13 protein-coding genes are annotated in these 12008 nt (G+C 51.6%); 5 read left to right on the forward strand and 8 right to left on the reverse strand.

Going from position 1 to position 12008, the window contains the following annotated elements; all coding sequences use genetic code 11:
- Window positions 1-101: 101 nt before the first annotated feature.
- Window positions 102-1055, forward strand: coding sequence for an HTH-type transcriptional regulator MetR (metR, locus tag OGX98_RS20905; protein WP_200042395.1), 954 nt, complete (start codon window positions 102-104; stop codon window positions 1053-1055).
- On the opposite strand, the gene OGX98_RS20910 is transcribed toward metR, so the two are convergent.
- The 3 genes from OGX98_RS20910 to pldB all read right to left on the reverse strand — a co-directional run bounded on the left by OGX98_RS20910 (window position 943) and on the right by pldB (window position 3750).
- Window positions 943-1842 (reverse strand): carboxylate/amino acid/amine transporter, encoded by a 900-nt coding sequence (locus OGX98_RS20910; RefSeq protein WP_045449135.1) that lies wholly within the window; start codon window positions 1840-1842, stop codon window positions 943-945. The genes metR and OGX98_RS20910 overlap by 113 nt on opposite strands.
- Before the next feature lie 75 nt (window positions 1843-1917).
- Complete coding sequence (gene yigL, locus OGX98_RS20915; RefSeq protein WP_048223292.1) at window positions 1918-2718, reverse strand: sugar/pyridoxal phosphate phosphatase YigL; 801 nt, start codon at window positions 2716-2718, stop codon at window positions 1918-1920.
- 15 nt (window positions 2719-2733) lie between these two features.
- Entirely contained in the window at window positions 2734-3750 is a 1017-nt protein-coding gene (pldB, locus tag OGX98_RS20920; RefSeq protein WP_045449131.1) for a lysophospholipase L2, read from the reverse strand.
- Between the two features lie 110 nt (window positions 3751-3860).
- Here pldB and rhtB point away from each other — a divergent pair, with 110 nt between their 5' ends.
- Window positions 3861-4481 (forward strand): homoserine/homoserine lactone efflux protein, encoded by a 621-nt coding sequence (rhtB, locus tag OGX98_RS20925; RefSeq protein ID WP_045449129.1) that lies wholly within the window; start codon window positions 3861-3863, stop codon window positions 4479-4481.
- Between the two features lie 163 nt (window positions 4482-4644).
- Window positions 4645-5529, forward strand: coding sequence for an Rpn family recombination-promoting nuclease/putative transposase (locus OGX98_RS20930; RefSeq protein WP_045449128.1), 885 nt, complete (start codon window positions 4645-4647; stop codon window positions 5527-5529).
- Between the two features lie 39 nt (window positions 5530-5568).
- On the opposite strand, the gene rhtC is transcribed toward OGX98_RS20930, so the two are convergent.
- From rhtC to pldA, 3 genes are all read right to left on the reverse strand, one after another.
- A complete protein-coding gene (gene rhtC, locus OGX98_RS20935; RefSeq protein WP_045449125.1) occupies window positions 5569-6189 on the reverse strand; it encodes a threonine export protein RhtC in 621 nt (206 codons plus the stop codon).
- 63 nt (window positions 6190-6252) lie between these two features.
- A complete protein-coding gene (gene recQ / locus OGX98_RS20940; RefSeq protein WP_048223290.1) occupies window positions 6253-8082 on the reverse strand; it encodes an ATP-dependent DNA helicase RecQ in 1830 nt (609 codons plus the stop codon).
- A 90-nt stretch (window positions 8083-8172) separates the two neighbouring features.
- The gene (gene pldA, locus OGX98_RS20945) at window positions 8173-9042 is read right to left on the reverse strand and encodes a phospholipase A (RefSeq protein ID WP_045449120.1); all 870 of its coding nucleotides are present in this window, start codon (window positions 9040-9042) and stop codon (window positions 8173-8175) included.
- Between the two features lie 163 nt (window positions 9043-9205).
- On the opposite strand from pldA, the gene yigI reads away from it, so the two are divergent.
- Both yigI and rarD read left to right on the forward strand, forming a co-directional pair.
- A complete protein-coding gene (gene yigI / locus OGX98_RS20950; RefSeq protein WP_005133301.1) occupies window positions 9206-9673 on the forward strand; it encodes an acyl-CoA thioesterase YigI in 468 nt (155 codons plus the stop codon).
- Window positions 9674-9724: 51 nt separating this feature from the next.
- Complete coding sequence (gene rarD / locus OGX98_RS20955) at window positions 9725-10621, forward strand: EamA family transporter RarD (RefSeq protein WP_045449117.1); 897 nt, start codon at window positions 9725-9727, stop codon at window positions 10619-10621.
- Between the two features lie 83 nt (window positions 10622-10704).
- Here rarD and corA read toward each other — a convergent pair whose 3' ends face one another.
- Window positions 10705-11655 (reverse strand): magnesium/cobalt transporter CorA, encoded by a 951-nt coding sequence (gene corA, locus OGX98_RS20960; RefSeq protein WP_045449116.1) that lies wholly within the window; start codon window positions 11653-11655, stop codon window positions 10705-10707.
- Between the two features lie 154 nt (window positions 11656-11809).
- Window positions 11810-11866 (reverse strand): YsgD/CorL family protein, encoded by a 57-nt coding sequence (ysgD, locus tag OGX98_RS20965; RefSeq protein ID WP_212723238.1) that lies wholly within the window; start codon window positions 11864-11866, stop codon window positions 11810-11812.
- Window positions 11867-12008: the final 142 nt, after the last annotated feature.

Genomic DNA, 12008 nt, shown 5'->3' on the forward strand with positions numbered 1-12008 from the left:
AGACGAAGGATTTTAGCCGTCCAGATGTTTACACATCCATAATGTAAAGGTACTGTGTATTCCTCAAGCGCAATTTGTTCATGCCGAGGTGAAGGACTTTCATGATCGAGATTAAACATCTGAAAACGCTGCAAGCGTTGCGGAATAGTGGTTCGCTGGCAGCCGCAGCAGCGACGCTGCATCAGACCCAATCCGCCCTGTCTCACCAGTTCAGCGATCTGGAGCAGCGTCTTGGCTTTCGACTATTTGTCCGCAAAAGTCAGCCTTTGCGCTTTACGCCGCAGGGCGAAATTTTGCTGCAACTGGCAAACCAGGTGCTGCCACAAATTGGTCGTGCGCTGCAGGCATGTAATGAGCCGCAGCAAACCCGGCTGCGTATCGCCATTGAGTGTCATAGCTGTATTCAGTGGTTGACCCCCGCGCTGGAGAATTTCCGCGCAAATTGGCCGCAAGTAGAGATGGATTTTAAATCCGGCGTGACGTTCGATCCGCAGCCGGCCTTACAGCAGGATGAGCTGGATCTGGTAATGACGTCCGACATTCTGCCGCGTAGTGGCCTGCACTACTCACCGATGTTCGATTTTGAAGTGCGTCTGATCCTGGCACCCGATCACCCGCTGGCCAGCAAAACGCAGATCACGCCGGAAGATTTAGCCAGTGAGACTCTTCTCATTTATCCGGTACAGCGCAGTCGACTGGATGTCTGGCGTCATTTCCTGCAGCCTGCTGGCATTAGCCCGTCGTTGAAGAGCGTGGATAACACCCTGCTGTTGATTCAGATGGTTGCCGCCAGAATGGGTATCGCCGCCTTGCCGCACTGGGTAGTGGAGAGTTTTGAACGCCAGGGTCTGGTGGTGACCAAAACCCTGGGCGATGGATTGTGGAGTCGACTGTACGCCGCTGTACGCGACGGTGAGCAGCGCCAGCCAGTCACTGAAGCGTTTATTCGTTCAGCGCGGAATCACGCCTGCGATCACTTACCGTTTGTGCGGAGTGCGGAGCGACCCAATGCCGATGTACCCACAGTGAGGCCACTATCACAGCCGCACCAGTGATAAAGCTCGGCCAGTGAGGCTGTTGATGCCAGATTGCCAGGTTAACCAACAGTCCCGCAGGCACATGCATATTATTCATAATGCCCAGCGTACCCGCGTCCACCTGCGTCGCGCCATAGTTCCACATAAAGTAACCAATGCCAGATGCCGCCACCCCAAGAAACACCAGGATCCCCCACTGCAACGTGGTTTCAGGCATTTTTTGGGCATTCCCCAACATGAACCAGGCAACAATCGCCACCAGCAACGCCCCCATATAAAACCAGGCAAAGGCGTTGTGTTGCGGCATTGGACGAGTTTCCATCAGACGCTTGTAACCCACCATACCGATGGCAAAGCTAATGTTGGAAAGCTGCACCAGAAGCAGGCCGGTCCAGAAATGACTGGTCACCTGATCGTAACGAATAATCCCTGCACCAATCACCGCCAGTAACGCGCTGAACGCGTAACTCCAGCGTAAGCGGCGTCGGCTCATCAGGTCATAAATTAGCGTAATGTAGAGCGGCGTCAGGACAGTAAACAACAGTAACTCTGAAACCGTCAGATAGAGATAGGCACGGAAACTCAGCATATACATGATGCCAAGCTGCATGGCTCCCACCAACATGTACAGACCGATTGTTTTTACGCCGTGCCCACGGGTACGCAGAAACGGCAGGAATACCAGCGCCGCAAGCCCAACACGAACCAGTACCGCAAAATAGCTATCGACATGACCAGCAAGGTACTCGCCAAACAGGCTAAAAGAAAAGGCCCACAGAATCGTGGTAATGATGAGTAACGCCACAATGGATGTCTCTGAACAAAAGGTACACCCATTGTAGCGAAGAGTTTAGTTGACAACTGGTCAACTAAAGAACAATTACTGTAAAAAAAGCTCACGCAAATAATGTGGCACGGCATCGTCGGCATTGAGACCAATCACATCCAGTTCCGGATGCAGATCTTTCAGGCGCTGATGCGCATTCCCCATAATGCAGCCTTTTCCTGCCATGGAGAGCATCTCTGCATCATTCATACCGTCGCCGAAGGCAATGCAGTCCTGAAGGCTGTAACCCATCGCTTTCGCTACCGCTTCCAGTGCATGGCCTTTCGAGACGCCGCCAGCCATCACTTCCAGGCAAGTGAGAGTGGAGAAACTGACGTTCACGCGATCGCCCCAGCGGGCATTAATCGCCTGCTCCAGCGGTAGCAGCCTTTCGTGTGAGTCGGTGGTGAAAAACACTTTGCTGATGCCTTCCGGCTCCAGTAGCGCAGGTTCAAACAGCGAGTAGTTAAATACCGCTTCTTTGAAAAAACGCATTTCATCCGGGCGATGGCGGTTCATAAACCACTCATCATCGCGATAAACGTTAGTCACGATGTCCGGATTTGCATTCACCACACCAAACAGGTCACTGGCAATGTCACGATCCAAGTTATGCGAGAACACCAGCTTTCCATCAGGATCATGCACGCGCGCGCCGTTGGAGGTGATCATGTAGGATTTAATCCCCAGGTTATCGCGAATTTGCCCCACATCAACATGATGCCGACCGGTTGCGAACACAAAGTTGACACCACGAGCAGTCAGCAATTTCAGTGTCTCTTTGGCATAAGGGGACAGGGTATGGTCGGGGGAAAGCAATGTACCATCTAAATCAGACGCAACAACCTGATACATAAGAAAATTAAACCTCTAAGCAAAGCGATTTCCGCTGGATGAGTTATGCCTGTTGAAAAATTCAACAATGGCGTTGAGCGCGACTGAGCGCATTGCGTCCTTTTCAAAAAGGATCTCATGGTACGCGCCTTTTATGACAAGCGGCTGACCTCCTTCTACAGGATGGTCCGCTGCGGCGCGGAGTTCACAAAAACGATCGTGCATGCGGTTATCCACCACACGTTCTTCTTCAGCCTGAATTAGCAGCATTGGGGTAGCGTCATCTCCAGCTCCGGCCAGGACCTGCTCACCAGCCAGAATGCCTTCACGCACCCAGTGATAAGTGGGACCGCCGACACGCAGTTGCGGATCATCAGCATAGAAGCGCAAATTACGCCGATAGCGCTGTCGGCTATGGGTTAGCGAATTCATCCCAAACGGCAGTGCCCGCCAGCGACCGGTTCCCATAGCATAGCCTTCGCGAATGCGCGGGTGCCCCTCGGCCCAGTCAAGAATATGGCGCACCATCCAGTCAGGAAAACGCATCACAATACCAAACATTGGGGCGCAGAGCGCGATGGCATCACACTGATTAGGATGGCGCTGCAGGAACAGCGTTGCAATCGCACCGCCCATGGAATGCGCTAGTATGTAACGTTTTCTCCACGGACCTGGCTGTACTTCCTGCTGCCAGAAGGCGGCTAAATCGTCAACATAGTCATTAAAGTTATCCACATGACCACGATGCGGGTCCGATAACATCCGCCCGGAACGCCCTTGCCCGCGGTGATCGATAATGAGTATGTCAAAGCCAGAATAAAACAGGTCATACGCCAGTTCAGCGTACTTCACGTAGCTTTCAATGCGCCCAGGACAGATAACGATCACACGATCGTTTTTTTCTGCACGAAAGCGGACGAAACGAACAGGGACATCATCTACGCCTGTAAACTCCGCTTCCTCCCGCTGATGCCAGAAATCTGTCAGTGGCCCCATGGAAAAAGCGGCAAACGCGTTTTCTCTTGTTTCCCAGTCTTTTTGCTGCTGAAACATCAGGTATCCAGCCTCGCTGACCAAGTAAAATCATTTTTTTCGCCGTGTCTGACACAACGCAGCGACAGTAGCGTATTGTGGCATAAAAATAGACAATCCGGGAGTTTCTCATGACCTTTGAATGGTGGTTCGCCTACCTGCTGACCTCTATTATTTTGAGCTTGTCTCCGGGCTCAGGTGCAATCAATACCATGACTACCGCCATCAGCCACGGCTATCGGGGAGCAAGTGCATCGATTGCTGGTTTGCAAACCGGGCTGGGTATCCATATCGTGCTGGTTGGCGTTGGACTGGGAACGTTATTCTCACGTTCGGTTATCGCATTTGAGGTGTTGAAATGGGCGGGAGCGGCTTATCTGATTTGGCTGGGAATTCAACAATGGCGCGCTGCGGGCGCTATCGACCTGAACACCATGGCGAATTCACAATCACGCAGTCGCCTGTTCAAACGGGCCGTTTTTGTCAATCTGACTAACCCGAAGAGTATTGTGTTTCTCGCCGCACTGTTCCCCCAGTTCATTATGCCGCAGGAGCCTCAGTTAATGCAGTATGTCGTGCTTGGCATCACGACCATTGTGGTCGATGTGATAGTGATGATCGGTTACGCGACACTGGCCACGCGCATTGCAGGCTGGATTAAAGGGCCAAAGCAAATGAAGGCGCTAAACAAAGTGTTTGGGTCACTGTTTATGCTGATAGGCGCCCTGTTGGCATCAGCTCGGCATGCGTAGCAAATGGAACAGTGCTCGCACTGAAATACTGACAGTCAGAACATCTGTACATGGCTTTTCGGGCCTCGCCGCAAAGGGATAAAAGTCTTTTATTCTGCGCTATCAGGGGGTTAATTGCTCATGCCAGAATTCAGCCACATTCACCTTTCACGGATGATGGACGATGGCGGAAGCAACGACACCACACGATGCTGTATTTAAGACCTTCCTCTCCCGCGTGGAAACCGCGCGGGACTTCATCGAACTTCATCTTCCTCCCTCATTACTCAAAATTTGCAAACTGGAAACGCTGCAACTTGAATCAGGTAGCTTTGTGGAGGACGATCTGCGTCCCTATTTCAGTGACATCCTCTATTCACTGGAAACCACCAGCGGCCATGGCTACGTACATGTGCTTATTGAGCATCAAAGCTCACCGGATAAATATATGTCGTTTCGATTGATGCGCTATGCAATCGCAGCCATGCAACGTCATCTGGAGGCAGGAAACGATACTCTACCGCTGGTTATTCCTGTTCTCTTTTACCATGGGAAGCAAACTCCCTGGCAAGGTTCAATGAACTGGCTGGATCACTTTGAGGATCCGGGTACCGCCCGTCAGCTTTACAGCACGCCATTTCCACTGGTGGATGTGACGATAATCCCCGATGATGAAATCATGCAGCATCGCAGTATGGCAGCACTGACATTAGTGCAAAAACATATTCGCCAGCGTGACATGGCGCAGTTGCTGGATAAACTTACCCGCCTGTTTATGCTGGAGAAGATGAGCGGACAACAAATAATCGTGCTGATAAACTACATGGTGCAAGCAGGGAATACACAAGATGTTCAGACATTACTGTATAAGCTGGCACAGCGCGTGCCGCAGCATGGAGACAAACTGATGACAATGGCGGATCAGCTAAAGCAAATTGGTCGCGAAGAGGGCAAACGTATTGCCATACTGGACATTGCAAAAGCAATGCTTAAGCGAGGTCTGGATATTGATGCAATTATGGAAATGACCGGCCTTTCGAAGGATGAATTACAGAAACTTGCGCAATAAACAGCTCTCCGCCTGGGTCTACCCAGGCGGGTAACCGAATTAACGCGAAATAATCAAATGGATACCAAAACCAGCGAACAACGCGCCAGCAAATCCATCAATCCACTTCGCCAGACGCTGATAGCCACGACGCATTTTCGGTAGCGCAAACAGGCTGGCGACCACGGTAAACCAGGCCAGCGTTTCTACGATTATCAGGGCAAAAATACCCCAGCGCGCGCCGGTACCTACGCTATCACCTACAAACAGCGAGAATACAGAGCCAAAATAGATAATGGCTTTAGGATTCGCCAGGTTGGTCAGCAGGCCTTTGATAAAGCTGCGCCCACTCTGTGCCAGCTCAACCTGCGGTGCGGGAGCAGCGACATCCTGTTTTTTAAACGCGCCACGCAGCATCTGGTAGCCCATCCAGCACAGATACAGACCGCCACCCACCATAATAATAGTGTGCAGCCAGGCCATTTTTTCGATGATCAGATGCAGACCGAGCAGCGCCACACCTGCCCAGACCATGACACCACAGGTGATGCCCAGCACGCCCATCATCGCTTCTTTACGCGAACGGCTGACGGCCGTTTGAGAAACAAAGAAAAAATCGGGGCCAGGGCTCATCAGCGCAACGATGTGTACCAACGCAACGGTAAAAAATAGCGTTAACATAAAATTGACTCGCGGGGGAATAGTTCAGTGAGTCACCATCCTGGCACTTTTTTGCCTGGCTGACTACTCTTCGTCGTCACCATCAACGTGCGCACGAATAAGCGCCATAAACTCTTTGCCGAATCGCTCAAGTTTACGCATCCCTACGCCATTGACGCTCAGCATTTCGCTCGGTGAAACTGGCATCTGTTCCGCCATTTCAATCAGCGTGGCATCGTTGAAGACCACATACGGTGGAATATTCTCTTCATCTGCAATGGCTTTGCGCAGCTTACGCAATTTGGCAAACAGCTTGCGATCGTAGTTGCCGCCAAAGGATTTCTGCATCGCACGCGGTTTTAGCGCCACAATACGCGGCACGGCAAGCTGTAGCGGGACATCGCCGCGCAGTACCGGACGCGCCGCTTCGGTTAACTGTAACGCGGAGTGATGGGCAATATTCTGCGTGACCAGGCCAAGATGGATCAACTGGCGGATCACGCTCACCCAGTGCTCGTGGCTCTGCTCACGTCCAATACCGTAGACTGGCAGTTTGTCATGAGCCAGCTCACGAATACGCTGGTTATTTGCTCCGCGCAGCACTTCGACGACATAGCCCATCCCAAAACGTTGGTTAACGCGATATATCGTCGACAGCGCTTTACGCGCATCCATTAAACCATCGTACTGTTTCGGCGGATCGAGACAAATATCGCAGTTGCCGCACGGCTCCTGACGCCCTTCGCCAAAATAATTCAGCAGGACCAGACGACGGCAGGTTTGCGCCTCGGCAAACGCCCCCATCGCATTCAGCTTATGTCGCTCAATATCAAGCAATTGCCCGGCGGGTTTCTCTTCAAGGCAGCGGCGTAACCACGCCATATCGGCTGGATCATAAAACAGCATCGCTTCTGCAGGCAGGCCGTCACGCCCGGCGCGACCCGTTTCCTGGTAATACGACTCGATGTTACGTGGAATATCAAAGTGCACCACAAAGCGTACGTTAGGTTTATTAATTCCCATACCAAACGCCACGGTTGCCACGACGATTTGCAGGTCATCGCGCTGGAATTTCTCCTGCACCTCAGCACGAATGCTGTTTTCCAGCCCGGCATGATAGGCCCCTGCGCTGATCCCACGACTTTGCAGACGTGCGGCGGTATCTTCTACTTTCGCACGGCTATTACAGTAAATAATACCGGACTTGCCGCGCTGTTCTTGCACGTAACGCATCAGTTGATCGAGAGGCTTAAACTTCTCCATCAACATGTAGCGAATGTTCGGTCGGTCAAAGCTGCTGATCTGAATTAACGGATCATTCAGCCCCAGCAGACGAACAATATCCAGTCGGGTTGTTTCATCAGCGGTTGCCGTCAGTGCGACAAACGGCAGAGCAGGAAAACGTTGACGCAGCTGGCCCAGTGCGGCGTATTCCGGACGAAAATCATGCCCCCACTGAGAAATACAGTGCGCTTCATCAACAGCCAACAGCACCGGATTCCAGTGCGCCAGATGTTCAAGAAAGTTATCCAGCATCAGACGTTCGGGCGCAATGTATAGCAAGCGGATTTGCCCGCTGCGGCAACCGGCCATCACCTCAAGCTGCTGCTCGCGACTCTGGGTGGAGTTCAGACACGCAGCCGCTACGCCATTTGCCAGCAGTTGATCAACCTGGTCTTTCATCAGGGAAATCAGCGGTGAAACGACAACGGTTAGCCCGTTCAGCAATAATGCGGGAATTTGATAGCAGAGGGATTTACCGCCACCGGTCGGCATGACGACCAGGCAGTCGCGGCCAGAGAGCACGGTGTCGATGATTTCTTCCTGACCAGGGCGAAACTGTTGGTAGCCAAAGGTTTCCTGTAAAACCTGTTTAGCGCCCATTTCCAGATTCAACACTTCCGCCTGCGCCACATTAACCCCATTAGCTATAAATAAAAACAGGCGCTATTTTCAGCGCCTGAGAGAGAAACTGCAATGTTTAAAACACAATCATTGCGCAGATCAGAAAATGTCATTGAGCATCACGCCCACACCCACGCGCGTCTGATTAAAGTTGTAGTCGATCAACGATTCGCCATAGCCACTGTAGACCTGGGTATAAAGACGAACATGCTTCGTGATGGGGTAACTTAAACCCAGCTCCGCGCCGCCATAGCCCGTATTCCAGTTGTACTGACCTTTGGCGCTTAATACGGCATCCCCCAGGTGATAACCAATTTTGAGCTGATAGTAACCCATGTATTTGGTGATATCGGGGTTGTCATCTGTGCTACCGATGACGTACCACGGTTTCACTTCCACCAGCCAGTTACCCTGTTCTGCCATCAGGCGGGTATACAGGCGGTTCCAGCTACGCGAGGTCGGATCGGAACGACCGTTAGAGTCATGGTTGTACCCCATTTCGACATCACGCAGCGTCCAGCCGGCAAAGCGATAGTCGGTGGCAAAACCGAGGAAAAGTTGCGGCTCGTAGTTGGTTTCGCGAAACGGTGAGGACTCTTCACTATTGGAAAGCTGCCACCATGATTTCTGGGTATAGGAGCCACCGAGCACAGAGTTCGGGCCTAAAATCCCGCGCCAGAGCGGAAACGCCAGGCTCAGCTGGAACTTAACCTCATCTTTACGCGCATTATCAGACCAGCTATAGCTACTGATAGCCTCTTTATTCATGTCGCTGGTATTGGTGTAGATGAGATAGTTGGTGTCATAAGGGTAAAGCGTGAAGGGGTTATCATGCTCCTGCAGCATATTGGCGATAACACTGCCGCGCACCGCTGGTGCATCATGAATCTCTTTCACTGTCGCTTCCTGCGCATACGCGGTCAACGGCAGCATGACTGCTGGTAATAACCAACCCAGAATCGCCCGCATTTTTAGTGTTCTCCAGACCAAATATTGATGAATTGTATAATTATCTGGCAAGTATTCTACATACTTAGCTGGCTTCTCGTTAGTTATCCCGTCTTAAAGTAGAAAACAACAAATAATAAGCATAATATCAACATTTCATTAACCAATGGGGTGTCAGGATCGTATGTCTGCCGTACTTACTGCTGAGCAAGCGCTGAAATTAGTGGGTGAAATGTTTGTCTACCATATGCCGTTTAACCGGGCTCTGGGGCTGGAACTGGAACGCTATGAAAAAGAGTTTGCACAATTAGCGTTTAATAACCAACCCATGATGGTCGGCAACTGGGCGCAAAGTATCCTGCATGGAGGCGTAATCGCCTCAGCATTGGACGTTGCCGCCGGACTGGTATGCGTTGGCAGTACGCTGACCCGCCACGAAACCATCAGCGAGGACGAACTGCGCCAACGGATGTCTCGTATGGGGACTATCGATCTACGTGTTGATTACCTGCGCCCGGGCAGGGGCAATCGCTTCACGGCGACCAGTAGTCTGCTGAGAGCGGGCAACAAAGTTGCTGTTGCTCGTGTGGAACTGCATAACGAGGAACAACTTTATATCGCCAGCGCAACCGCCACTTATATGGTGGGGTAAGCGCGTAAAAACAGGTAAACTGCTGTTACATTTCTGAACCGAGTTTTCCCGATGGATGCTAAACAAACGCGGCAGGGCGTGTTACTCGCTCTTGCTGCCTATTTTATTTGGGGCATCGCACCCGCGTACTTCAAGCTGATTTACTATGTCCCCGCCGACGAAATCCTGACGCACCGCGTCATCTGGTCGTTTTTCTTTATGGTGGTGTTGATGAGCGTCAGCCGCCAATGGTCGGGCATCAAAACGCTGCTGCAAACGCCAAAGAAGATTTTCCTGCTGGCGCTATCAGCGGTGCTCATCGGCGGAAACTGGCTGCTTTTTATCTGGGCGGTCAATAACCACCATATGCTGGAAGCGAGCCTGGGCTATTTTATTAACCCGCTGGTAAATATTGTGCTGGGGATGATTTTCCTCGGCGAGCGCTTTCGCCGCATGCAGTGGCTGGCCGTACTGTTAGCCGCCTGCGGTGTACTGGTACAACTGTGGACATTCGGTTCACTGCCCATCATTGCGCTGGGGCTGGCTTTCAGCTTTGCTTTTTATGGTCTGGTACGTAAGAAGATTGCCGTCGAGGCGCAAACTGGCATGCTGATTGAAACCCTGTGGTTATTACCCGTTGCGGCAATTTATCTGTTTGGTATTGCAGATAGTCCAACCAGCCACATGGCTCAGAACCCTATGTCGCTGAATCTGCTGCTGATTGCTGCGGGGATCGTAACTACTATTCCCCTGCTCTGTTTTACCGGCGCAGCCACGCGTCTGCGTCTGTCCACGCTGGGCTTTTTCCAGTACATCGGCCCAACGCTGATGTTCCTGCTGGCAGTGACATTCTACGGCGAGGTTCCGGGGGCGGATAAAATGGTAACGTTCGCCTTTATCTGGGTAGCATTGGCGATTTTTGTTGCGGATGCGATTTACACCCAGCACAGGACGCGTAAAGGGCTTTAATATCGTTTACCTGATGGCGCGAGCTTATTTGGTCTACAGATTACGTAGGCCGGGAAAAGCTAAGTCGCCATCAGGCATAAAAATTACAACCAGTTCTTGCGCTTAAAGTACAGATATGGCGCCAGCCCTGCGAGCATCATAAAGACAATCGCCCCTGGGTAACCAAAACTCCAGTGCAGCTCAGGCATAAACTCAAAGTTCATCCCGTAGCTTGAAGCCACCAGTGTTGGCGGTAGGAATACCACAGATACCACCGAGAAGATCTTGATGATACGGTTCTGCTCGATATTGATAAAGCCCATCGCCGCCTGCATCAGGAAGTTAACTTTCTGAAACAGTGATTCGTTGTGCGGCAGCAGGGATTCGATATCTCGCAGGATCTCACGCGCCTGCTCCAACTGACCGCCTGGCAGACGCGCCTTGCGCACAAGGAAGTTCAATGCGCGCTGGGTATCCATCAGACACAGGCGAACTTTCCAGCCGATATCTTCCAGTTCCGCCAGCGTAGAGAGCGCCTCGTCATATTCATCGCCCTGACGCCCTTCCATAATCACGCGACTGAGCTTTTCCAGATCGCTGTAGATGTTTTCTATTTCATCTGCCAGTTGTTCGATTTTGGTTTCGAACAGGTCGAGCAACAGCTCGTAAGCGTTGCCATCTACCATCGCCTGGCTTCGCGCACGCATACGGTACAAACGGAATGCCGGCAGTTCGCGCTCACGCAGGGTAAACAGGCGCCCTTCGCGAATGGTAAATGCGACAGTTGAGTTGCCCGCGTGATCGTCGGCATCTTCATAGAAGAAGAAGGAGTGAATATGCAGACCGTCTTCGTCTTCGAAAAAACGTGCGGATGCTTCGATGTCTTCCAGTTCAGGGCGCGTAGCCAGATTCTGGCCCAAGTCCTTTTGCACACGGTTTCGTTCTTCGTCATCCGGCTCGACTAAATCGACCCAAACCGAACTGGCCAGGTGCTCGATCTCGTCTGCCTCAAGGCGAGTTAAACGATTGTTTTCCAGTTGAAATGCGCTCAGCATGACCGGGACTCCCAATGCAAAAAATTATCGGACAGTTCGGTGGGCACACAGAAACAAATTGGGTTTCAGACCATTAAACAGCCTGACTCAGCGCGACGGGAAAAAACAGAAGGTCGCTGACAACCGCGAAGGCTATCAGCAAAAAGGGATAGCCTTAGGAGTTGATCCTGGATGACAGGATAATGAGCCAGTATCTACTGGGTGTGTCCAAGGCGAATGTCCTCTTAGCGTAATCGTGCGCGCATGTTACGCCAGCAAAATTTTGACGTCAACACGCAACAGATGGCGAAAAAGTAATAATTTCCCCTCATGCACCAAGGTTAGCAGAATAAGGGTATTTATCTATGATTTCA

The organism is Citrobacter sp. Cm046 (genome assembly GCF_030333065.1).
Classification (GTDB): Bacteria; Pseudomonadota; Gammaproteobacteria; order Enterobacterales; family Enterobacteriaceae; genus Citrobacter; species Citrobacter murliniae.